Source organism: Citrobacter sp. Marseille-Q5395, from assembly GCF_947057495.1.
GTDB classification, from domain to species: Bacteria; Pseudomonadota; Gammaproteobacteria; order Enterobacterales; family Enterobacteriaceae; genus Citrobacter; species Citrobacter murliniae.
The window spans coordinates 66,254-89,539 of record NZ_CAMSEL010000010.1; the positions used below are offsets into that span (position 1 = coordinate 66,254).

Consider the following 23,286-nt stretch of genomic DNA (forward strand, 5'->3'; position numbering starts at 1 on the left):
TTTAAATCAATACAAACAGCTCAGGCATTCTTAGCGTCTCAAAGTATTCAAATTAGGTGCCGTTGCTTAATACATAAATGATATTAATGTTCACTTGCTTTAATTTTATTCTTTCAGGTACCAGAAGTATACTGTATGCCGCAGTGTGTATACCTGTGTACTTTACTATATCATAGTGTAAATAGTGGGAAACTTTCTAATAATTAACCATTTTACAGGTTAAGGTATTACGGGCTGAGTCGATAACAATTAAGTCATAGAAGATGTTTTTATTGTTATGGAGATGTTTAAATGTTAAAAAATATGAAGGTTAAAACCAGCCTGTTATTACTATTGTTGTTATTTACATTTATGCAGTTTTTTTCTAATGGACTGGAGTTATTAGATCTCAAAAACACACAGAAAAGTACGCTTTTACTACATAATATAGTAAGAGAGCAGGATTCACTGCATAGTATCACTGGATCTATTAATAAATTAAGGGGCATGCTTGATAATATTCAATTGCATGATTCTGCTGATGTGCAACAGACATTAAAACAAGCACAGGATGAGATTGCTTATGCAAGACAAGAGTTCAATGTTTTCTGGGACATACCTGGATTGACGACGGATGATCCGCAGGCAGGAAAAATCATCAAGACTGCCTTTGAACAACAAATGGATTTTGAAAAAAAACATATCGATCAGTTAAATGAAGTTATATCGAGCGGACGTATCGCTGATGCATCAATAAATTTAAATAATGAATTGCTCGCTTCGCGTAAAAATTTTGATAGTCAACTGGCTAGCTATTATAAATCAACAATGTTGATCAGTGAGAAGATCGTAGGGCAAACACACTCCCAGTTTAATTCATCAATAATTAAAATATCGGTGATCCTGGCGTTTACGATTTTCATCTTTTTTATTTGTAATATCTGGTTGAACCGCACAATCATCCTACCATTACGAACAGTATCTGAACATTTTTCACGGATTGGTAAAGGCGATCTGAGTCATCCTGTTAAGGTACAGAGTAACAATGAAATTGGTCTGTTATGTTTGAATTTACAAAATATGCAGAATGGCCTTCGGGAGACTGTCACAACGATTCGTGATGGTGTCGAGTCTATTAATATCGGTATGCAGGAGATAGCGACAGGTAATACAGACTTGTCTACCAGAACGGAACAGCAGGCTGCAGCTGTCGTCGAGACGGCTGCCAGTATGGAACAGATATCCGCAACAACAAAGAATAATACCGATAAGTCACACCAGGCATCCGCCATGACGAATGAAAGTACCGAAATGGCATTGCGTGGCGAACGCTTAATGAGTGAAATGGTTGAGAAGATCCATCTGATTAGCCGCAATGCGCAGAGCGTAAGCGAAATATCGAATGTTATTGATAGTATTGCTTTTCAGACCAATATCCTCGCACTAAATGCAGCAGTGGAAGCCGCTCGTGCAGGCGAATCAGGTCGTGGATTTGCCGTTGTGGCTAGCGAAGTCAGGACTCTTGCCCAACGCAGCGCTGCTTCAGCAAAGGAAATTACGGACTTAGTTGCCAGAGCGGCAATCAGCGTCAAAGAAGGTGTAGAAATAGCCGAAAACAGTGGTGTCATGATGGCGAATATTGCGGAGGCAATACGTAACATCAATATATTGATGGAAGATATATCCGGAGCTTCAGGCGAACAAAATAGCGGCATAGAGCAAATCCGGGTCGCTGTCACTCAAATGGAGCAGGTAACCCAGCAAAACGCATCATTGGTGGAAGAGATTGCCGCAACGACAGGCAGTGTGGAAGAACAGTCGGCAATGCTATCGCAGGCAGTGGCTGTATTTCAGGTAGAGGTAAATCAAGAAGAGAGCCTCAACGGGAGCGACAGCATACGTTAGTCGGGAAATGATCATCTCATCAGCTGTTATTCAGTCTGGTGAGATGCTCGGGGCAACGCCCGAAACGATACCTGGCAGGGACTCATATTGTAACATTATTGATAATAATTCTCATTATTGTTGTTGTGCCCTGCGGGTAATGGTAATGTTGCACAACGAGTTAATCCTATTTCCTATGCATAAGACAGCATGAACAACACCACCGCCCAAAATGCTTCCGGACGCTTAGCACGAATTTTCTCCGTCAGTGAATTTATGGATTTTGGCGAGCGCTACGGTATTGATTACCGCTTTCCGATGCTGAAGCAAAAAACGGATTTACCGCATTCCTGCGCCGTGCTGCAAGGGGAAGTTGAGGAGATGACACTTCCTTGCGGTATGTGCGTGACCCATTCCGACGTACAGGTGCTGCAACCTTATGAAACAACCTCCCGCCACAGCAGTCCCCTGTATATGCTGGTGGTACTGGAAGGGTGCGTGATACTGACGCTCAACGGGCAGGAGCATGTGGTGCGTTCCGGCATGGCATTTAGCTCCCGGCTGAGTGAACATCAAACGATGAGTGCCCGCCACCATGCTGACTGCAAACTGCGTACGTTATCGCTGGGACTGTATCCCGACGGCGCATGGCGCACAGGATTGCTCGAGTCGTTGATGCGTGAGTGGGAAAGATGCCAGACGCCAACGCTTATCTGGCAGGTTCCGGGCTTTTTGCTTAGCGGATTACAGTATGCGCAGCAGAGTACGCTCGGTAGCGTGCCCCGGCAACTGATGCTGGAAGGACTTATTTTACAGCTGTTCGGTCACGGCCTGAGCGTGTGCCAGATGGAGAGCGGTAAATATCAGCCTGCCAATGGTGAACAACAACGGCTGGAGATCGTTCGTCGTCTGCTGGAACAGACGCCGGAGAATGACTACACGCTAAACGATCTGGCCCAGCGAGCGGCGATGAGTCCCAGCAGTTTGCGCAGTAAATTTCGGGCAGCCTACGGCTGTTCGGTTTTTGACTATTTGCGCGATTGTCGTCTGGAACGTGCGCGCGGCTATTTGCTGGAAGGGTACAGCGTTCAGCAGGCGGCATGGATGTCGGGTTATCAGCACGCCACTAACTTTTCTACCGCCTTTCGTCGTCGCTATGGTTTTCCGCCTGGCGATGTACTCAAACTTTGCTAATCCATTTTTCTGCTTTGTGCGAAGTCGAGACTAACATTTTGGCACTGCGCATACGCAACCTGGCATCCGGCATAGCTATCTTCGCCACCAAAAAGGTAATAATTCTTATTTACAATTAGAAATGCCTTTGGAGATGTTCATGTTCGCTAAGACTCGATTGGCGCTGTTGGTGGGATGGGTAACCGGCAGCGTGGCTTTTCCTCTGCTGGCGCAGGAAACAACAAAAAACGATACGGTGGTTGTCACCTCGCAGATGCAAAGTGGTGCAACCAAGCTTGCCACGCCGGATATTGAAACCCCGCAGTCGGTGTCTATCATCACCCGCGAACAGTTTGAAGAGCAAGGGGCAACCAGTGTGCGTCAGGCTGTGAGCTATACACCAGGGGTGTACAGCAACCAGATTGGCGCTTCGAACCGTTTTGACTACATTGTGCTGCGCGGTTTCTCTGATGGTAGCCTCGACAACGTCTATCTCGATGGCCTGAAAATGATGGGCGATACCAACTCTCACAGCTCGTTGGTCGTCGATCCTTGGTTCCTTGAAAACATCGAAGTGGTTCGTGGTCCGGCATCCGTGCTGTATGGCCGCTCCTCTCCGGGCGGTATTGTTGCGCTGACATCACGTAAACCCTCGTTTGACCCTGGCGGGGAAGTGAAGTTATTTGCCGGGAACAACAATCAGCGCGGCGCAGCCTTTGATGTGACTGGCGCTCTGGATGATAACGATCGTGTGGCAGCGCGTCTGAGCGGAATGACGCGCTACGCGGACTCGCAGTTTGGTCCATTGAAAGAAGAACGCTATGCGCTGATGCCAAGCCTGACATGGAGGATCACCGACCAGACACGCCTCGACCTGATGGCCTATCTGCATCGTGATCCGGAAGGTGGCAGCCACTCAGGTTTGCCTTATGATGGCACCGTGGTTCCCCACTATGGTCAGAAGATCTCTAACACTTTCTTCGAAGGTGAAGATGATTACGACAAATACGATCGCCGCGAAAACATGGTGGGTTACAACATTGAACACATGTTTGACAACGGTTGGTCGGTGCGGCAAAAGCTGCGTTATTTACATACCGATGTCGAACTGAACCAGGTTTATGCGGCAGGCTGGCTGAATGAGACTGAACTCAATCGCGGCTATTCTGGATCCGATGAGAAAATGTCGGCAATTACGCTGGATAACCAGCTTGATGGTAGTTTTGATACCTGGCAGGTGAACCACCGTCTGCTGGTGGGGAGCGACTATCAGGATCGCAGCAATAATACCACTGGCTACTACGGCGCATTCCCGCCAATAGATGCCTTTAATCCGGTGTATGGGGCGAAGCCGGATTACATCAGTATGTATGCGCGTGAAAAACACAAACTGCGCCAGACGGGCTATTATCTGCAGGATCAGATGTCCTGGGATCGCTGGCGTATTACTCTGGGCGGTCGTTACGATCAGGTCAGTGTGTCAAATATTGATAAGATCAACGACTCGCGTAGCGATCTGGATAAAAACAACTTCAGCACCCGCGCCGCTCTGCTCTATCTGTTTGATAACGGTTTAGCCCCATACGTGAGCTACTCTACCGCCTTCACGCCGACCAGTTTTGCTGATGAAAACGGTAACCTGCTGGAGCCAATGAAGGGCAAACAGTGGGAAGCCGGGTTGAAATATGAACCAGAAGGGCTGAACAGCCAGTTTAGTGCGTCGGTTTTCCGCATCAATCAGACCAATATCGCCACCAAAGAAGAGCCGACCGATCCGTACCGTTCAATTGGGGAAATTGAATCCGAGGGTGTGGAGCTGGAGGCGATTAGTCAGCTAACAGATAACTTCCGTTTGCAGGCGGCGTATACCTACACCGATATTCGCTATAAGAAAAGCAGTCCGGAAGAGCAAGGTAAGCGCGCTGTTTATGCGCCGCGTAATCAGGCCAGTAGCTGGCTGAGTTACGATGTGAAAAGCGGCCCGCTGGATGGTCTGACGCTGGGTTCTGGCGTGCGTTATGTCAATGGCATTACCAGCGATCGTCTGAATACCCACACTCTACCTTCATACACACTGGTGGATATGGCGATTGGCTACGACTTAACGCATATCGGCCTGAAAGGGGTGAGCGCGCAGCTCAACGTCAATAACCTGACCGATAAACGTTACGTTGCGGCCTGTAACTCACTGTCTTACTGCTACTTTGGTGCTGAACGTAGTATTGTCGGCAGCGTGTCCTGGAAGTTCTGATAGCATAAATGGCCCGGCGTGAGTCTCGCCGGGCAATCCAGGGATCAGCGAGATTACTGAGTAAAGCCGTTATCGATACAAATCTGGGCGTTGGTTCTCAGGGTAAAGGAGAGCTTATTGGGATACTGGCTGTAATAGTTATGTTCTTCTTCCAGCCCCTTCGCCTGGGCCAGGCGTACCGTTTCCAGTGAGCAGGTACGATAAATCAGATCTTTTTTCATGATTGCTTGTTGTTCCAGCTGCTTATTTGCGGGCAGCGCCAGCCAGATTTCTGACAGAGAGTAATCAAACACCACCCGATTGCCTTTAGCCTGAATATTTTCAACCGTAATAGAGTCGTCAACTTTCAGCCTCGGCTGTCCACGCATCTTTTTCTTCTCTTCAGCTGCGGCATATTGGGTTAACGCATCGATATCCATCCCGGCTATTTTTTGCTTATAGATTTCAACATAAGTGGCAGGTTGCTGATAATGGCTAGCGTAGGCGTTTCTTAATTCCCCGTCACTCATCGTACAGCCAGCAAGAAAAACAGGTAATACCAGCGTCAGTTTTATTTTAGTCACGATTTTATTCCCGAACATTATTGTGGTCCCTTATTGCCTGTAATGAAATAAAAATTGGGTTATTACAGTTGATATTTAAGGTTGTATAAACAGGGCGACGGGGGCACAAGTTCATTAGTCTTAAAGTGGCATGATAAACAGAAAACCCTGCCAGAATTAGCAGGGTTTTTGTATGGTATGGGAGCGGGTGTGGTGGTGCAGATTATTAGTGCCCAATCATCCTGGCTTTGGGTATCAGTTGGAAATACATATGATCAGGAATTGGCGTGTCCCAGACCTTCGCATAGACCGCAAAACCGATAGCTGAGAAGAGGATACTCAGTACCAGCATTGCCATGACTACACCGGAAAGCGCAGTTTGACGCCACAAGGGTTTACTGTTTTCTTGCGAGCCTGGCGGCGTTTTTAGTGAAAATGTAAGCGTTGAAGCCACCGGGCAGGATTCTACGCAGGTCATACAACCGGTACATTCAACGGTTCTGACCTGAATCAAACGATCGACAGGAATCGCTGACGGGCAGTTTTTCGCGCATTTTCCGCAGTCTATACAACTGTCTGCATTACGTCGTATTTTAAACGGAGAAAGCAGGGAGAAGAGGCCGAGCACTGCGCCATAGGGGCACAGATAACGGCACCAGGCATTGCGGATAAATAAACTCATGACGCTGATAACGATCACGAAGATGAGCGTAGCTCTGCCGATATTGCGGAAGAAATCGAGCATCTTAACGTCGATGATCATTCCATAAGCTGACATCAGGAAGTACTGAATACCTTGTGCGGGCATTGACAGGGCGATATAAAGGAAAAAACTCAACAGCAGATATTTCAGACCGAGCAGCGGGATATCCAGCCAGCGTGGTAACCTGAAATGGCGTCCAAATAGCTTTTTCCCTACATTGCCAATCAGTTCTGAAAGCGTACCCACCGGGCATAGCCACGAGCAGAATGATTTTTTTAACAACAGGCTTATCAGGATAAATGCCACTAACAGCAACATTGAGGCTGCATGAACAGGCGGAAGATAACCGGTCTCCAGGGTGTATCTGATATTCATCAACCCTGCGATGGGGAGCCATCCCTCAATGCCGCCAGGTCTTGGAATATAAACGCTGGTGCCGGCGGTTTCGAAATAGCGGACCCAATAATAGAACGTTACGCCAATGTAGATATTGATGGACAGCAGGAGAAACTGGGTGGCTTTTCTCCAGGTGGTGGCATTGCGCCAGTCATTCCACGGTAGTTTTCCTCCGGTCGTGCCGGGGCGGCGCTGCCAGCGAGTTCTCTTTTTCCCGTTCATGGTGTTGTATTATCCCTCTTTATTTCCTCCACACAGGAGGATGCATCACTGGGATATGCTAACGCCAGATAGATATAGTGTATTTGATTTGCATCTTATTAAGTGACTGTTATTTTTATAGCGTTAAAATGCCTTCATAAAAATAACAGCCGATAGTTATCGCAGGTCAAATAAATACCTCGTTCGAGGTATTTATTATTTGGCACTTACTTTAGCTGGATGCCTGGGGTCATTCCTGATAAGTCTCTACGCGATTACGTCCATTACTTTTCGCCAGGTAGAGTGCACGATCGGCTTTATCAACCAGTTGCTTGTAGTCCGGATGATAGTCATATTCGGCGATACCAATACTGACGGTAATAGAGAACGACTCAGCGGCAGAGGCCACCATCCGTAGCTCAGCGATTTTCTTACGCAGGGTTTCCAGAATAATATTCGCCTGTGAAATATCCGACTCAACCAGCAGGATCATAAATTCTTCGCCACCGTAGCGGAAAACATAATCGCTGCTGCGGATACGTTCATAAATGATGGCCGCTACGTTCTTCAGCGTGATATCACCGGTGTTATGCCCATAGCGATCGTTGATTTGCTTGAAGTAGTCGATATCCAGCATTGCCAGAGTAAAAGGCTTACGCGAATGTAATGCCAGCGAGATTTCACGGCGCATGATGGTCGGAATAAAGCGACGGTTAAGCAACTGAGTCAGCGAGTCTTTACCATTTTCCTGTTTGACCAGCGCTTCAAACATGGAGGCGAGAAGGAAATGCATTTTTGCAGAAAGCTGTCGAACATCCTGTAGAAGACTCATCCGTTGGGCTTCTGTCGGCTGCTGATTCGACAATGTCTGCGTCAGGCGATCGTCGATTTCTACGATCAGCGACTCCATCTCAGCCAGCAGATTGCTGTTGCCAAGAATGTGTTTTCCCTTATGCGAAAACCACATGCCAAAATCAGAGTTCGACAGAAAAACTATCTCCGCGGAGGGCAACCCCGTGGCTATATTGTAGATAAACTGGTTTTCCCAGTCGGTAAATGAACGGATTTGCCGCTCGCGCTCTACGTTGACATCATCGTAAATTGTCTGCAGGCGATACTGCTCCTGCGTATGCATCGAGTTTTGATAACTTGGGGAGTAGGAGACCGTCATGGCCTCCAGAGCGGTATCCATTGCCAGGCTGCTGAAACAGATGGCATCGCTTAACAGGCCGGGTGGGTAGTTTGCTTTCTTTTTAAGTACCCGATACAGCTCATCTTTCAGCTTACGTGCGCCGCGATTAACCAGATCGATTGGTAGGCCAATTCGCGCATGGACCACGCCAATATTGCGTTGTTTCGCCAGCAACTGTGAAATATCTTCCTGCGCACTGCCGAGTACGCTGCGAAGCCAGTCAAACATACTGCCGCTGAGGCGGGTGCTGACCTGTTCGGTATTAAGGAATAACGCGCTCTCAGCATGGGAGAGCATGTAGTCATAAAAAACAGTTACTAAATGGCGGATCTCCTGATCGGTTAATGATGTCAGGAGCGTGTGAACTTCAGGAGGTGTCTGGCGCAACAGCGCCTGCCATTCCGAAAGGAGTAATGTGTCGTTTACCGGATCAACCTGTTCCATCTCACAGCCACTCAAAAATACGATTGAAAAATTCAGGCGGTATTACGGACAATTACGTCACGATGGTCAAGTTAAACTCTCTTAACGATGGCTAATACCTTCATAAATCAGCCTTAAAGCGAAGACGCCGATAATGGCGCCAATCACCCGACTGGCAACCCGTTGAATACGTCCGTATGCACGACGCACTGCGGGTAGAGAAAACGCCTGGCTGAGAAAAATACGCCAGATAACGGAAGAAAAGACTATTCCTGCCCACGCCATTAACCTGGCCCAGGTCGGGGTTTCTGCACTTAACGTTACTGAGAAGATACTAATAAAAAACAGCACGGTCTGTGGATTGGACAAATCCGTTAATAATCCACGACGGAAGAAAACATACCAGGGAGCGGAGAGCGGCTGCTGTAATGTGGGCATTTGTGGTGTGGCCTGATGCCGTATGCTATTCCACGCAAACCACAGCAAATAGGCGCCACCGATAATTTTTATCAGCGAAAATATCTCTTCACACTGGGTGATAAGCGTCGCCATCCCAAAGAGTCCCAGACCGGAATAGAAGGCATCGCCTAATGCAACGCCCAGTCCTGTCATTACGCCTGCTCGCCGCCCTGATGCCAGGCTGGTTTGCACCACCACGAACAGATTCGCGCCGGGGTTAAAAAAGGTTAAAACAAATAAACTGACGGTTAGTACGACGGCGTGTAGAGGTTCCATAAACAGCGCTTCCATCTGTGAAAAAATTGGCGTTTTACCTTCAATCGTAATTGAGGTCGTTCTGAATTAACCCATACTATAGTTTTAGTGTAAGCATGATTCTGAGTATGTACTCACACTGTTTTATGAAACGCCGCCGATGTTGCAAACGGGCGTCTGGGGTGTTTTCAATAGACCGGGCGGGGTGGCGCACGCAGCGCTACAGGAATCTCTGCCGCCATTGTTTTGCAAAATATCTTTATATTTCTGTTAGCTCTGGATTTTTTATTCGGGCTGAACTACTTATTAATCATCCTTGACTCGCACGATGGATGCTCAGGGGTCGATAATGGCGTAAAACAAAACCTGGAGTTTTTATATGAAAACTGGATATAAGTTATTAATTGGTGCGTTAGCTTTTGTCGTGACCAACGTGTATGCAGCAGAATTTATGACAAAGGTTGAGTTTGAAAAGGTTGAGTCGCAATATACAAAAATTGGTGATATCTCAACAAGTAATGAAGTTTCCGTTGCAGATGCCAAAGAAGAACTTCTGAAGAAAGCAGAAGAGAAAGGTGCTGACGTTGTGGTATTAACATCCGGTCAAACGGATAATAAAATCCATGGCACTGCCAATATTTACAAGAAAAAATAATGCGCTGTATTGAAAGATAAAATACCCGCCAGTCCTTGTACTGGTGGGTTATTCTTTTAGCCTGCGCCAGAATGTGGTTCTGCTGATACCGAGATATCGTGCTGCCGCTGTTTTATCGCCATTGAATTGTGCCAGTACCTGCTGTGGCGTCAGCGATGGTGACATCTGGGGTATTTCGGCGACATTGGTCAGTTCCGGCATTAACTGCTGTAAGAAATGGACGTTCAGCTCCGGCTGTGGATCCTCACTTAAAAATAGCGCCAGACGCTCCATCATATTGCGCAGTTCACGAATATTCCCCGGCCAGCCATAATTCAGCAGAGTATGCTGACTCAGACTCAATCCCTTGCGCACTGTCTCTGAAAACGGCACATCTAATTCCGCCAATGACTGTTTTAAAAATCCTTCTGCCAGCGGCAAAATATCGGGCAGACGCTCGCGCAGCGGCGGCAACTGCAGACGCAGAATACTCAGGCGATAAAACAGATCGGTACGAAACTTTCCCTGTTTCATCTCCTGCTCAAGATGACAATGCGTGGCGCTAATCACCCGCACATCCACCGGGATTGGCTGATGTCCGCCCACCCGCGTAACCTCTTTTTCTTCCAGCACGCGCAGTAGTCGGGTTTGTAGCGGCAGCGGCATCTCGCCAATCTCATCGAGAAACAGCGTTCCACCGTGGGCGATTTCAAACAGACCCGCGCGTCCTCCCCGGCGCGAGCCGGTAAATGCGCCATCCTCATAGCCGAACAGCTCAGCTTCCAGCAATGATTCGGTGATGGCCCCGCAGTTGACGGCGACAAACGGCGGTGAGGGCTTCCCGCGTCGATTCTCCTGGCGGGTGAAATATTCACGATGAATGGCCTGCGCCGCCAGCTCTTTACCGGTTCCGGTTTCGCCCTGAATCAATACCGGCGCGCGGGAGCGGGCGTACAGCATAATCGTATGCCGCATCTGTTCCATCTGCGCAGAGTGACCGCGCATGTCCACCAAGGCATAGCGGGTACGCAGCGTCTCACCAGAAGCATACTGGCCGTTTCGCCGTAGCGTCATACGGGTCATATCCAGCGCATCGCTGAAGGCCTGGCGCACGGTGGATGCCGAATAGATAAAGATGCCGGTCATACCGGCTTCTTCCGCCAGATCGGTAATCAGTCCCGCGCCGACCACCGCTTGTGTACCGCAGGCTTTCAGCTCATTGATTTGTCCACGGGCATCCTCTTCAGTGATATAGCTGCGCTGTTCAAGCTGTAAATTGAATGTTTTTTGAAAGGCCATCAGCGCGGGGATGGTTTCCTGATAGGTGATGACGCCAATCGACGAAGTGAGTTTTCCCGCTTTCGCCAGCGCCTGTAACACATCAAATCCGCTGGGTTTAATCAGGATCACCGGAATGGACAAGCGGCTCTTCAAATAGGCACCGTTGGAGCCTGCGGCGATGATGGCATCGCAACGCTCAGTGGCCAGCTTTTTACGGATCCAGGTCACTGCCTTTTCAAAACCAAGCTGAATAGGGGTGATAGTCGCCAGGTGATCAAACTCGAGGCTAATGTCGCGGAACAGTTCGAACAGACGCGTGACGGAGACCGTCCAGATAACCGGTTTGTCGTCGTTCACCCGTGGAGGAAGATGTGTATCAGCCATAGCTAACCCAAAAAGTCAGGAACCGAATATTGGGTTTAGTTGTGTTTCATAAATGTTGCAATGAAACACTTAAACCAGTTTCATGAAACGATAGCTGACACGCTTTTGTGCAACAAAGATATAAAGATTGAGTTTAATTTATTGTTTTTAAAAACAAAAACAGAAAATGAATAAAAATTAAGGTCTTTGGCATACCCCTTGCTTTAGTTAATCAACGAACGATAACAAGTTGATAACAAGAGGATGGGATATGTCTCTACACTCCCCAGGGCTGGCGTTTCGTGCCGCGCTCACCAAAGAAAATCCATTACAAATCGTTGGCACCATTAACGCCAATCACGCGCTGTTGGCCCAGCGTGCCGGGTATCAGGCGATTTATCTGTCGGGTGGTGGTGTCGCTGCCGGATCGCTGGGCTTGCCGGATCTCGGCATCTCCACTCTGGATGATGTTCTGACTGATATTCGCCGTATTACCGATGTCTGCCCGTTGCCGCTGCTGGTGGATGCAGATATTGGTTTCGGATCCTCGGCATTTAACGTGGCGCGTACTGTGAAATCAATGATCAAAGCCGGCGCCGCTGCGCTGCATATTGAAGATCAGATCGGCGCTAAGCGCTGCGGTCATCGTCCGAATAAAGCGATCGTCTCCAAAGAAGAGATGGTTGATCGTATTCGCGCTGCAGTGGATGCGCGCACCGATCCGAACTTTGTGATCATGGCGCGTACCGATGCGCTGGCGGTGGAAGGGTTGGAAGCGGCAATCGATCGTGCGCGGGCGTATGTCGAAGCGGGTGCTGACATGCTGTTCCCGGAGGCCATCACCGAGCTTTCTATGTACCGCCAGTTTGCTGATGCGGTGCAGGTACCGATCCTCGCCAACATTACCGAATTTGGCGCCACGCCGCTGTTCACCACCGATGAATTGCGTAGCGCTAACGTCGCAATGGCGCTCTATCCGCTGTCTGCTTTCCGTGCCATGAACCGCGCTGCAGAAAGGGTTTACAACGTGCTGCGCCAGGAAGGCACGCAAAAGAGCGTGATCGACATTATGCAGACGCGTAACGAGCTGTACGAAAGCATCAATTATTACCAGTACGAGGAGAAGCTCGACGCCCTGAATCTCAAGTAGGCCTGATAAGGCGCAGCCGCCATCCGGCACTGCCGGATGGCACTACGTTTATCCGGTCTACGGCGTACACCCTCAATACCCTACACATTAAAATAATGACGAGGACAACATGAGCGACACAACGATCCTGCAAAATAATACCAATGTCATTAAGCCTAAAAAATCAGTCGCGCTGTCAGGCGTGCCAGCCGGAAATACCGCCCTGTGTACCGTCGGTAAAAGCGGTAACGATTTACACTATCGTGGCTACGATATTCTCGACCTGGCGCAACAGTGCGAATTTGAAGAAGTTGCACATCTGCTGATCCACGGAAAATTACCCAACCGTGATGAACTCAATGCCTATAAAAGCAAATTAAAAGCGCTGCGCGGTTTACCGGCTAACGTACGTACCGTGCTGGAAGCGCTGCCCGCAGCATCGCACCCTATGGATGTGATGCGCACCGGTGTCTCCGCGTTAGGCTGCACGCTACCTGAAAAAGAGGGGCATACCGTTTCTGGCGCACGTGATATTGCCGACAAGCTGCTGGCCTCGCTCAGTTCGATCCTGCTTTACTGGTATCACTACAGCCACAACGGTGAGCGGATCCAGCCCGAAACCGACGATGATTCTATTGGCGGTCACTTCCTGCATTTGCTGCATGGCGAAAAGCCGTCGCAAAGCTGGGAAAAAGCGATGCACATCTCGCTGGTGCTTTACGCCGAACACGAATTTAACGCCTCCACATTCACCAGCCGGGTGATTGCGGGTACTGGCTCCGATATGTATTCAGCGATTATCGGTGCTATTGGTGCTCTGCGTGGCCCAAAACACGGCGGTGCGAACGAAGTGTCGCTGGAGATCCAGCAGCGCTACGAAACGCCGGATGAAGCCGAAACCGATATCCGCAAGCGTATTGAAAATAAAGAAGTGGTGATTGGTTTTGGCCACCCGGTTTATACCATTGCCGATCCACGTCATCAGGTAATCAAACGCGTGGCGAAGCAGCTTTCTCAGGAAGGTGGTTCGCTGAAGATGTACAACATTGCCGATCGCCTGGAAACCGTGATGTGGGAGTCGAAAAAGATGTTCCCCAACCTCGACTGGTTCTCGGCGGTCTCCTACAACATGATGGGCGTTCCGACCGAAATGTTCACCCCATTATTTGTTATCGCCCGCGTTACCGGCTGGGCGGCACACATTATCGAACAGCGTCAGGATAATAAAATTATCCGTCCTTCTGCCAATTATACCGGCCCGGAAGATCGCGTTTTTGTCCCGATTGATCAGCGTTGCTAATTCAATTCCTCAAATTATAAAACTCAGGAACTCTTGTTATGTCTGCACAAATTTCGAATGTTCGCCCAGAATTTGACCGTGAAATCGTTGATATCGTGGATTACGTCATGAACTACGAAATCACCTCGAAAGTGGCGTATGACACTGCGCATTATTGTCTGCTTGATACCCTCGGCTGTGGCCTGGAAGCGCTGGAATATCCGGCCTGTAAAAAGTTGTTAGGGCCGGTCGTTCCGGGGACGGTAGTGCCGAACGGTGTTCGCGTACCGGGTACTCAGTTTCAGCTTGATCCGGTGCAGGCGGCATTTAACATTGGCGCGATGATCCGCTGGCTGGACTTCAACGATACCTGGCTGGCCGCTGAATGGGGTCATCCTTCCGATAACCTCGGCGGTATCCTGGCGACGGCAGACTGGCTGTCTCGCAATGCGGTGGCTGTTGGAAAAGCGCCGTTAACCATGAAAAAAGTGCTGACCGGGATGATCAAAGCCCATGAAATTCAGGGCTGCATCGCGCTGGAAAACTCCTTTAACCGCGTCGGGCTGGATCACGTTCTGTTGGTTAAAGTCGCGTCGACCGCTGTGGTGGCCGAGATGCTGGGGCTGACTCGTGACGAGATCCTCAATGCGGTATCACTGGCGTGGGTCGACGGGCAGTCGCTGCGTACCTACCGCCACGCTCCGAATACCGGCACGCGTAAATCCTGGGCGGCAGGCGATGCGACTTCCCGCGCGGTACGTCTGGCGCTGATGGCGAAGACCGGTGAGATGGGCTATCCGTCGGCGCTGACGGCAAAAACCTGGGGCTTTTATGACGTTTCTTTCAAAGGGGAGTCGTTCCGCTTCCAGCGTCCATACGGCTCGTACGTGATGGAAAACGTGTTGTTTAAAATTTCCTTCCCGGCAGAGTTCCACTCACAGACTGCGGTAGAAGCGGCGATGACCCTTTATGAGAAGTTGCAGGCGGCAGGGAAAACCGCTGCGGATATCGAAAAAGTGACGATTCGTACTCACGAAGCCTGTATTCGTATCATCGATAAAAAAGGCCCACTAAATAACCCGGCGGATCGCGACCATTGCATTCAGTACATGGTGGCGATCCCTCTGCTGTTTGGACGTTTGACGGCAGCAGATTATGAAGACGGTGTGGCGCAGGATAAACGCATTGATGCCCTGCGCGAGAAGATCAACTGCTTCGAAGATCCTGCCTTTACCGCTGATTATCACGACCCGGAAAAACGCGCTATCGCTAACGCCATCACTCTCGAGTTTACCGACGGTTCACGTTTCGAAGAGGTGGTGGTGGAGTACCCAATTGGCCACGCGCGTCGTCGTCATGACGGTATGCCAAAGCTGGTCGAAAAATTCAAAATCAACCTGGCGCGTCAGTTCCCAACTCGCCAGCAGCAGCGCATCCTGGATGTCTCCCTGGACAGAACACGCCTGGAGCAGATGCCGGTCAATGAGTATATGGATCTTTTCATTATTTAAACCTGCGTGCGGCAAGGCGTAAGTTCAACAGGAGAGCGTTATGTCTTATAGCGATTTTTATCAGCGTTCGATTACCCAACCAGAGTCGTTCTGGGCCGAGCAGGCTCAGCGTATTGACTGGCAGCAGCCGTTTACCCAAGTGCTGGATCACAACCATCCGCCGTTTGCCCGCTGGTTTTGCGGCGGGACGACGAATTTGTGCCATAACGCCATCGACCGTTGGCTGGATAAGCAACCTGATGCGCTGGCGCTGATTGCCGTTTCATCGGAAACCGAAGAAGAACGCACGTTTACCTTTAGCCAGTTGTATGACGAAGTTAACGTAACAGCAGCGATGCTATTGTCGCTGGGCGTTCAACGTGGCGATCGGGTGCTGGTCTATATGCCAATGATTGCCGAGGCGCACATTACGCTACTGGCCTGTGCACGTATTGGGGCGATCCATTCGGTTGTGTTCGGTGGATTCGCTTCACATAGCGTGGCGGCGCGGATCGACGATGCCCGACCAACGGTTATCGTATCAGCAGATGCCGGAGCGCGTGGTGGCAAAATACTGCCGTATAAAACGTTGCTCGACGATGCGATCAATCAGGCGCAGCACCAGCCACGCCATGTGATTTTGGTCGATCGCGGTCTGGCGAAAATGGCGCAGGTGGCGGGGCGTGACCTCGATTTTGCCACGCTGCGTCAGCAGCATCTCGGGGCGCGTGTGCCGGTAACCTGGCTGGAGTCGAACGAAACATCCTGCATTCTCTACACCTCCGGCACGACCGGCAAACCGAAAGGCGTACAGCGTGATGTCGGCGGCTACGCGGTGGCGCTGGCGACCTCAATGGACACCATTTTTGGCGGCAAAGCTGGTGGCGTCTTTTTCTGTGCCTCGGATATCGGCTGGGTGGTTGGACACTCCTACATCGTGTACGCCCCGTTGCTGGCGGGGATGGCGACTATTGTCTACGAAGGGTTACCAACGTATCCGGACTGCGGGGTATGGTGGAAAATCGTCGAGAAATATCAGGTCAGCCGGATGTTCTCGGCGCCGACCGCTATCCGCGTGCTGAAGAAATTCCCGACTGCGCAGATCCGCAACCACGATCTCTCCTCGCTGGAGGTGCTGTATCTGGCGGGTGAGCCGCTGGATGAACCGACCGCGAGCTGGGTAACGGAAACGCTGGGCGTACCGGTTATCGATAACTACTGGCAGACCGAATCCGGCTGGCCGATCATGGCGATTGCTCGTGGACTGGATGACCGGCCTTCGCGTCTGGGTAGTCCTGGCGTGCCGATGTATGGCTACAACGTACAGTTGCTGAATGAAGTGACCGGTGAACCCTGTGAGGCAAATGAGAAGGGAATGCTGGTGATTGAAGGGCCTCTGCCGCCGGGGTGTATTCAAACTATCTGGGGCGATGACACGCGCTTTGTGAATACCTACTGGTCGCTGTTTTCTCGTCAGGTGTACGCCACGTTTGACTGGGGGATCCGCGATGCCGATGGTTATTACTTTATTCTTGGCCGGACGGATGATGTGATTAACGTTGCCGGACATCGACTTGGCACGCGCGAGATCGAAGAGAGTATTTCCAGCTATCCGAACGTTGCGGAAGTGGCGGTAGTGGGCGTAAAAGATGCGTTGAAAGGGCAGGTGGCTGTGGCATTTGTTATTCCGAAGCAGAGCGACAGTCTGGAAGATCGCGATATCGCGCATTCAGAAGAGAAGGCGATTATGGCGCTGGTGGACAGTCAGATTGGTAACTTTGGTCGCCCGGCACATGTCTGGTTTGTTTCTCAACTCCCCAAAACTCGCTCCGGAAAAATGCTGCGGCGAACGATCCAGGCGATCTGTGAAGGTCGCGATCCCGGCGATCTGACCACCATTGACGATCCCGCGTCGTTACAGCAAATCCGTCAGGTAATTGAAGAATAACCTGGCATCTTAACCGTAGGCCGGATAAGTCGCATCAGCGATGCATCCGGCACTACATCTTAATTCGCCTTCTTATACGGTCCGTGATCGCTATCAAATGGCGCATATACAGTGTCCGCCACAAAAGATAACGGCACATCAACAAATAACAACGCTAAATCGAAATAGTTATAATCGTAAGCACCCGGGTTTTTTATTTTATCAATGTCGTGATGCATACCCACGTAATATGTATTTGACTCTTTACCTTCCGTGCGTGCATTAATGCTGCCACATCCCGAAAGTAATGTGCTGATAAATAGCGCTATTACCGCAACTGTCTTTCTGCTCATGCTCTGACCTGGCTTACCGCCTTGTTTTACCATAACAGTAGAAAAGCGGCTTTTTGTCCGCAAAACTTAAGCTGTCAGGTAAGTGATAAGAGGGAGTGACAATCTGTCAGGAACAGAGTTGAATGCTGCGAAGCTGTGGCCCGTAAAGGCGCAGCCAATACCCTGGCGACTTGAAGTATGACGGGTATAAGTCTGCCCCTTGACGTTTATTGGATAGTAATCTGTTTAAATAGACAGCTCCGTTTTGTAGTCTTTGTAATAATATTGCTTGTCTCTGTCGCTGATTTCTCGGATGACCCGACAGGGAACGCCAGCCGCAACGACATTGGGGGGGATGTCTTTAGTCACGACACTACCCGCACCGATGACCGTGTTCTCGCCAATCGTAATTCCGGGATTGATAACAACATTACTGCCAATCCAGACATTATTGCCGATCGTTACCGGAAAAGAATACATCTCGCCAAACTTTCTCAGCTCATGATGAACAGGATGCCCGGTTACAGAGATCGTGACGTTGGGTGCAATTAAAACGTTATCGCCTATGGTAACCGTGTAATCATCTACAATGGTGAAGTTAAAATTGGCATAGAAGTTTTTACCAATGTGAATATTGCTACCGTAAGAAAAATAAATGGGGGGCTCTATCCACGCATGTTCTCCCACGGTGCCAAACATTTCATGAATCAGTTTCTCTCTCTTTTCAACTTCTGATGGACGAGTGTGATTAAATTCATACATTAACTCTTTTCCGCGCAATCTCTCTTGCGGTAACCCTTCACACATATCGGTAAACAGCTTTCCTGCTTTTATTCTGTCTCTCATGGCGGTGCTCATTAATGCGACTCCATCCTTGTATGTTAAATTCAGACCTGTCTGTCCATTTGCGTGACATAACGAGAGAATGGTTTTGCGCCGCTAAGCGTAAAGACTGAAATCAGCGTGAAGCTCAGGGCGATGATTCCCAGTACCAGATAAGCTCCCTTAAAACCGATACTTTCGTACATATTACCGGCCAGTATGGACATGAAAATCATTGCCAGCTGTTTGAAGAAACAGAAGCACACCAGATAAATAGTGGCGGAGAAACGAACTTCAAACTGGCTGGTGATGTATTTGAAGCAGCCGACGATCAAGAAGGGGATTTCAAACATATGAAGCGTTTTGAGGATAACAACTTCCAGCGCGGAGGTGGCAAACGCGGAACCGATAATCCTCACTGACATAATAGTGCCTGCCAGCAACAGGGCGTTTTTCCCACCGATGCGATTCACAATTAGCGGGGCAAAAAACATGATGGAAGCGTTGAGTAGCTCTCCCATGGTGGTGACGTAGCCAAATACGCGAGTACCTTGTTCACCAGTGGCAAAGAATGAGGTGAAAAAATTGGCGAACTGCTGGTCGAACACATCGTAAGTGCAGGAAACACCGACGACATACAGTGAAAGGAACCATAGTTTAGGTTGTTTAAATAACTCCAGTGCCAGTTTCAGGCTGAAAGCTGAATGATTGGCGCCGACTGCGTCCGCAACCTTTGCAGAAGAAGGCACTTCCGCTTTCGAAAAGAACAGCAGTATTGCCAGAATTATCGCGCAACCCGATCCCAACCAGAAGACAAACTGGTTGTTAATAGTAAACATAATCCCGGCAATTGAGGCGCACAATGCCCAGCCCACGCAACCAAACATACGTGCGCGGCCAAATTCAAAATGACTTCGGCGACTCGCTTTTTCAATATAGGCTTCGATTGCCGGAGCCCCTGCGTTGTAAATAAAACCCAGGTAAATTCCCCCGACAATAGAGCCGAGTAAAATATTAAACTGCAGTAGTGGACCAAAAACGTAAATAAAGAACGGGGCAAACATTACCAGCATCCCGGTAATGATCCATAGCAGGTGTTTTCGCAGTCCGAGTTTATCGGAGAGCAGACCAAAAATGGGCTGAAAAAGCAGTGAGAATAAAGAGATGCAGGCGAAGATGACGCCGGTATCCCCTTTGCTGATATGGTTTATATCGTGTAACCAGATAGGGAAAAATGGGAAATAAGCCCCCATAATAAAAAAGTAAAAGAAGAAGAAAAAACCGAACATCCAAAAGTTAGTGTTTTTTAAATAATACATAATGGATTTCCTTACGCAAAATAATGGCAGGTCGCAACCTGCCCAATTATTTATTATTTTTAGCGCCAGTTGACCTGGTAGTGATAGTGTCCGGCACTCAGTTGATATTCCGGCGAAACGGAAGGACTCCATGAGTCATCCCCGCCGACGCCCATATGGAAACCATCAATATTGAGCCAGGTCCCCGCCTCTGGTTGCAGCAGATGGCGATGGCTGGTTTCCATCAGTTGTTTCTGACTGTAGCGACTGATGTTGAACTGGAAATCACCGCGCCACTGATGAGCACCGTAGCGCAATTCGCGCGTTCCACAGCGCAGGCCGTTTTCACTCGGAAAAACGTAAGGGGTATACATCTCATCCAGCGAAAGATCCCACTTGCCAAAACAGGCCGCGCTCAGGCGATCCGGGTAGTTCTCGTGGGGACCGAGACCTGTCCAGTTTACCCGCTCAGCGACCAACGCAAGCTGACAGCTAAGACCAATCCTCGCCGGATGCGGTGTTCCGCTGGCGACATCGACATCTATTGTCATTTGCATCTCGCCGTGTCCGTCAATACGGTAGGATTTACGGCTGATAAACAGTGTGTTACCAAGGTACTGCCAGGCATGTACGGTGGTAATCAGTACGCTGCTGGACAGTGTTTCGGCTTCACAAACCAGTAGCTTTGGCTCTGTGTGATAGTGACCTGCCGCCTTCCAGCGTTCGACCCAGGCGTTGGGATCGATACGGGTGACTTCACTGACACCAATGTCGTTATCCAGCGGTGCGCGGATGAACTGATCGATTAACGGGGTTAATAACTGCGGCGTATCATCCATCCAGTATTGTGTTAGCAGACCTGACTGACGGGAGAATTCCCAGCGTTTGTTATTGACTGCCGCTGTAAATGCGCCCTCGCTGACGGTCAGCTCTGGCGTTGCACTGGCATGCGATGGAAGCGTCAGACTGAATTTTTCTTCCAGTTTCCACTGATACCAGGCACTGATATGTCCAGCTTCTGACCACCCGGTCGCCTGGGGCTGAGCAACGTGCACCGTCAGCCACAGCTGGCCCGCAGTTTCAGGCATCGGGATTTCCGGCAGGGTGATTATCTGGTTGCCCTGCGGAGCGATATCCAATGCCTGCTCTCCGCTGGCCAGTGGATTACCGTCCTGAGCGATAGACCAGTGCAAAACTTCGTTATCGCTGCGACGGAACAAATATTCACTGGTGACCTCAATCTTCCATTGCGCGCCAGGGAGCAACGTGAACTGGAAAAATTGCTGCGCGTGTTTAGCCTCGTACAGTGATGGATGCGGTGTGCGATCGGCAAACACCAGACCGTTCATACAGAACTGACGATCGTTCGGCGTGTCGCCAAAGTCACCGCCGTAGGCAGACCAGGGCTTACCTTCGTCATCGTATCTGATGAGCGACTGATCCACCCAGTCCCAGACGAAACCGCCCTGTAAGCGAGGGTACTGGCGAAACGCCTGCCAGTATTTAGCGTAACCGCCGAGGCTGTTGCCCATCGCATGGGCGTATTCGCAAAGGATTAACGGGCGCTGCTCACCGGGCATCGACAGCCATTTTTTGATTGACCATTTTGGCACAGCCGGGAAAGGCTGATCCTGGTCGACGCGGGCATACATTGGGCAGATGATGTCTGTTGCTGCGGTATCCGCGCCCCCGCCTTCGTACTGCACCGGGCGGGACGGGTCTTCTGATTTAAGCCAGCGGTAGAGGGCATCGTGGTTCATGCCGTGACCGGATTCATTTCCCAGCGACCAGATAATAATACTGGGGTGGTTGCGATCGCGCTGCACCATACGCGTGACGCGCTGACTCATGGCTGGCAGCCAGTCTGGATTGTCGGTCAGGCGATTCATCGGCACCATGCCGTGGGTTTCGATATTGGCTTCATCCACTACGTACAGCCCGTAGCGATCGCACAGGGTGTACCACAGCGGATGATTCGGATAATGGGAGCAGCGTACGGCATTGAAGTTGTTCTGCTTCATCAGGATGATGTCCTGCAGCATCGTCGCTTCGTCCATCACCTGACCGTTTTTCGGGTGATGTTCATGCCGGTTGGTTCCGCGAATCAATAGTGGCTTGCCGTTTAACAGGAGCAGACCATTTTCAATGCTCACCTGACGAAAGCCGACATCGCAGGCTTCTGCTTCAATCAGTGTGCCGTTGGCTGTATGTAACTGTACAACAGCGCGGTACAGATTGGGTGTCTCTGCGCTCCACAGCGCCGGGTTTTCAACATTCAGACGCAGCGAAGTGCGATCGTTGTAAGCCCCGCGCTCATCAATGATCTCGCTGCCTAACAGGGCGGTGGTATCGCTGATCAGTGTTTCACCATCCCACAATTGTAGGGTGACGCGTAAATCTTCGCTCTCGTTGCCCGCCACCCTGACTTCCGCTTCCAGCACTGCGCGACTGAAGTCATCGTTAAAGCGGGTGTTGACACGCAGATCGCGGATTTGCGTCGTGGGTTTGTGCAGCAGAGAAACGTCGCGGAAAATACCGCTCATACGCCACATGTCCTGGTCTTCCAGATAGCTACCATCGCTCCAGCGTAGCACCATCACCGCCAGACGGTTTTCACCGCGAGTCAGGAAATTGCTGAGATCAAATTCGGAAGGCAGACGACTGTCCTGACCGTAGCCGACCCAGCGACCATTGCACCACAGATGAAATGCAGAATTGACACCATCAAAAATAACGCGAGTCTGGCCCTCAAGTAGCCAGCCTTCATCTACACTAAATGTGAGCGAGTAACATCCGGTTGGGTTCTCAGCCGGAACGTACGGGGGGTTGACCGGAAACGGATAGGTAATGTTGGAGTAGATTGGTACGTCATAACCGCTCATCTGCCAGTTAGAAGGCACCACGATGGTATCCGCCTGCGGCAGATCGTTTTCAAGCCAGCTTTCAGGTACCGCTTCTGGCGAAGCAAACCAGGCAAATTTCCACTCACCATTCAGTGAACGCAATTGCGCAGAGCGACTGTTCCTGCGGGCATCATCCGCTGAGCGCCAGCTACAAAAAGGCGGGTGAGCCTCCAGGCGATTGAGTTGTGTCACGCCGGGGTTTTCCCAGTCGCGGCGTTTCAGTACGGCGGCGAGTGAATCCGTGTTCAGGGTCATGGCAGTATCCTGGTTAAATTTGTTATCCGCTCACAATTTTATTGAACATACGTGGGAGTCGATTATTTTGTAAAGGGGAGTGTGAATAATAATTGAACTAAATCACATAAATTCA

The 23,286-nt window shown here is 50.0% G+C and carries 17 protein-coding genes; 8 read left to right on the forward strand and 9 right to left on the reverse strand.

From position 1 onward, the window contains the following. Positions 1-291 precede the first annotated feature (291 nt). From OH663_RS12780 to foxA, 3 genes are all read left to right on the forward strand, one after another. Entirely contained in the window at positions 292-1,884 is a 1,593-nt protein-coding gene (locus OH663_RS12780; RefSeq protein ID WP_200012105.1) for a methyl-accepting chemotaxis protein, read from the forward strand. Between the two features lie 189 nt (positions 1,885-2,073). Next, complete coding sequence (locus tag OH663_RS12785; RefSeq protein ID WP_200012108.1) at positions 2,074-3,057, forward strand: helix-turn-helix transcriptional regulator; 984 nt, start codon at positions 2,074-2,076, stop codon at positions 3,055-3,057. A gap of 121 nt (positions 3,058-3,178) precedes the next feature. Then, positions 3,179-5,287 (forward strand): ferrioxamine B receptor FoxA, encoded by a 2,109-nt coding sequence (foxA, locus tag OH663_RS12790; RefSeq protein WP_200012117.1) that lies wholly within the window; start codon positions 3,179-3,181, stop codon positions 5,285-5,287. Between the two features lie 53 nt (positions 5,288-5,340). Here the strand turns inward: foxA and OH663_RS12795 are convergent, their stop codons facing one another. The 4 genes from OH663_RS12795 to OH663_RS12810 all read right to left on the reverse strand — a co-directional run bounded on the left by OH663_RS12795 (position 5,341) and on the right by OH663_RS12810 (position 9,479). Beyond that, entirely contained in the window at positions 5,341-5,850 is a 510-nt protein-coding gene (locus OH663_RS12795; RefSeq protein WP_200012119.1) for a hypothetical protein, read from the reverse strand. Positions 5,851-6,055: 205 nt separating this feature from the next. Beyond that, positions 6,056-7,150, reverse strand: coding sequence for a 4Fe-4S binding protein (locus tag OH663_RS12800; RefSeq protein ID WP_200012122.1), 1,095 nt, complete (start codon positions 7,148-7,150; stop codon positions 6,056-6,058). 229 nt (positions 7,151-7,379) lie between these two features. Next, on the reverse strand, positions 7,380-8,765 hold the full coding sequence (locus tag OH663_RS12805; RefSeq protein ID WP_200012125.1) for a diguanylate cyclase: 1,386 nt from the start codon (positions 8,763-8,765) through the stop codon (positions 7,380-7,382). Between the two features lie 81 nt (positions 8,766-8,846). Then, positions 8,847-9,479: a LysE family transporter gene (locus OH663_RS12810; protein WP_045449464.1), complete on the reverse strand. Its 633-nt coding sequence runs from the start codon at positions 9,477-9,479 to the stop codon at positions 8,847-8,849. 358 nt (positions 9,480-9,837) lie between these two features. Here OH663_RS12810 and yahO point away from each other — a divergent pair, with 358 nt between their 5' ends. Next, positions 9,838-10,113 carry a DUF1471 family periplasmic protein YahO gene (gene yahO / locus OH663_RS12815; RefSeq protein ID WP_045440330.1) on the forward strand — a complete coding sequence of 92 codons (276 nt, stop codon included), beginning with the start codon at positions 9,838-9,840 and terminating at the stop codon, positions 10,111-10,113. A 48-nt stretch (positions 10,114-10,161) separates the two neighbouring features. Here the strand turns inward: yahO and prpR are convergent, their stop codons facing one another. Beyond that, positions 10,162-11,757 (reverse strand): propionate catabolism operon regulatory protein PrpR, encoded by a 1,596-nt coding sequence (gene prpR, locus OH663_RS12820; RefSeq protein WP_200012128.1) that lies wholly within the window; start codon positions 11,755-11,757, stop codon positions 10,162-10,164. 250 nt (positions 11,758-12,007) lie between these two features. Between prpR and prpB the strand changes: the two genes are divergently transcribed. The 4 genes from prpB to prpE all read left to right on the forward strand — a co-directional run bounded on the left by prpB (position 12,008) and on the right by prpE (position 17,582). Beyond that, positions 12,008-12,886: a methylisocitrate lyase gene (gene prpB / locus OH663_RS12825; RefSeq protein ID WP_045440332.1), complete on the forward strand. Its 879-nt coding sequence runs from the start codon at positions 12,008-12,010 to the stop codon at positions 12,884-12,886. A 109-nt stretch (positions 12,887-12,995) separates the two neighbouring features. Then, entirely contained in the window at positions 12,996-14,165 is a 1,170-nt protein-coding gene (gene prpC, locus OH663_RS12830; RefSeq protein ID WP_045440334.1) for a bifunctional 2-methylcitrate synthase/citrate synthase, read from the forward strand. Between the two features lie 38 nt (positions 14,166-14,203). Continuing rightward, entirely contained in the window at positions 14,204-15,655 is a 1,452-nt protein-coding gene (locus tag OH663_RS12835) for a bifunctional 2-methylcitrate dehydratase/aconitate hydratase (protein ID WP_048221978.1), read from the forward strand. A gap of 40 nt (positions 15,656-15,695) precedes the next feature. Continuing rightward, the gene (gene prpE / locus OH663_RS12840) at positions 15,696-17,582 is read left to right on the forward strand and encodes a propionate--CoA ligase (RefSeq protein WP_045440339.1); all 1,887 of its coding nucleotides are present in this window, start codon (positions 15,696-15,698) and stop codon (positions 17,580-17,582) included. A 59-nt stretch (positions 17,583-17,641) separates the two neighbouring features. Here the strand turns inward: prpE and OH663_RS12845 are convergent, their stop codons facing one another. The 4 genes from OH663_RS12845 to OH663_RS12860 all read right to left on the reverse strand — a co-directional run bounded on the left by OH663_RS12845 (position 17,642) and on the right by OH663_RS12860 (position 23,171). Next, positions 17,642-17,914 (reverse strand): YceK/YidQ family lipoprotein, encoded by a 273-nt coding sequence (locus OH663_RS12845; protein WP_045440341.1) that lies wholly within the window; start codon positions 17,912-17,914, stop codon positions 17,642-17,644. A 225-nt stretch (positions 17,915-18,139) separates the two neighbouring features. Further along, positions 18,140-18,751: a galactoside O-acetyltransferase gene (gene lacA, locus OH663_RS12850; RefSeq protein WP_048221977.1), complete on the reverse strand. Its 612-nt coding sequence runs from the start codon at positions 18,749-18,751 to the stop codon at positions 18,140-18,142. A gap of 29 nt (positions 18,752-18,780) precedes the next feature. Beyond that, positions 18,781-20,034, reverse strand: coding sequence for an MFS transporter (locus OH663_RS12855; protein ID WP_136345276.1), 1,254 nt, complete (start codon positions 20,032-20,034; stop codon positions 18,781-18,783). 59 nt (positions 20,035-20,093) lie between these two features. After that, a complete protein-coding gene (locus OH663_RS12860; protein ID WP_200012131.1) occupies positions 20,094-23,171 on the reverse strand; it encodes a beta-galactosidase in 3,078 nt (1,025 codons plus the stop codon). Between the last annotated feature and the right edge of the window lie 115 nt (positions 23,172-23,286).

Coding starts and splice junctions, on each gene's coding strand:
- OH663_RS12780 (WP_200012105.1), top strand. CDS start 292: ATGTTAAAAAATATGAAGGTTAAAACCAGCCTGTTATTACTATTGTTG.
- lacA (WP_048221977.1), bottom strand. CDS start 18,751: ATGAGCACCGCCATGAGAGACAGAATAAAAGCAGGAAAGCTGTTTACC.
- OH663_RS12845 (WP_045440341.1), bottom strand. CDS start 17,914: ATGAGCAGAAAGACAGTTGCGGTAATAGCGCTATTTATCAGCACATTA.
- OH663_RS12860 (WP_200012131.1), bottom strand. CDS start 23,171: ATGACCCTGAACACGGATTCACTCGCCGCCGTACTGAAACGCCGCGAC.
- OH663_RS12805 (WP_200012125.1), bottom strand. CDS start 8,765: ATGGAACAGGTTGATCCGGTAAACGACACATTACTCCTTTCGGAATGG.
- prpB (WP_045440332.1), top strand. CDS start 12,008: ATGTCTCTACACTCCCCAGGGCTGGCGTTTCGTGCCGCGCTCACCAAA.
- OH663_RS12855 (WP_136345276.1), bottom strand. CDS start 20,034: ATGTATTATTTAAAAAACACTAACTTTTGGATGTTCGGTTTTTTCTTC.
- OH663_RS12810 (WP_045449464.1), bottom strand. CDS start 9,479: ATGGAACCTCTACACGCCGTCGTACTAACCGTCAGTTTATTTGTTTTA.
- prpC (WP_045440334.1), top strand. CDS start 12,996: ATGAGCGACACAACGATCCTGCAAAATAATACCAATGTCATTAAGCCT.
- prpR (WP_200012128.1), bottom strand. CDS start 11,757: ATGGCTGATACACATCTTCCTCCACGGGTGAACGACGACAAACCGGTT.
- yahO (WP_045440330.1), top strand. CDS start 9,838: ATGAAAACTGGATATAAGTTATTAATTGGTGCGTTAGCTTTTGTCGTG.
- OH663_RS12800 (WP_200012122.1), bottom strand. CDS start 7,150: ATGAACGGGAAAAAGAGAACTCGCTGGCAGCGCCGCCCCGGCACGACC.
- foxA (WP_200012117.1), top strand. CDS start 3,179: ATGCCTTTGGAGATGTTCATGTTCGCTAAGACTCGATTGGCGCTGTTG.
- OH663_RS12835 (WP_048221978.1), top strand. CDS start 14,204: ATGTCTGCACAAATTTCGAATGTTCGCCCAGAATTTGACCGTGAAATC.
- OH663_RS12785 (WP_200012108.1), top strand. CDS start 2,074: ATGAACAACACCACCGCCCAAAATGCTTCCGGACGCTTAGCACGAATT.
- prpE (WP_045440339.1), top strand. CDS start 15,696: ATGTCTTATAGCGATTTTTATCAGCGTTCGATTACCCAACCAGAGTCG.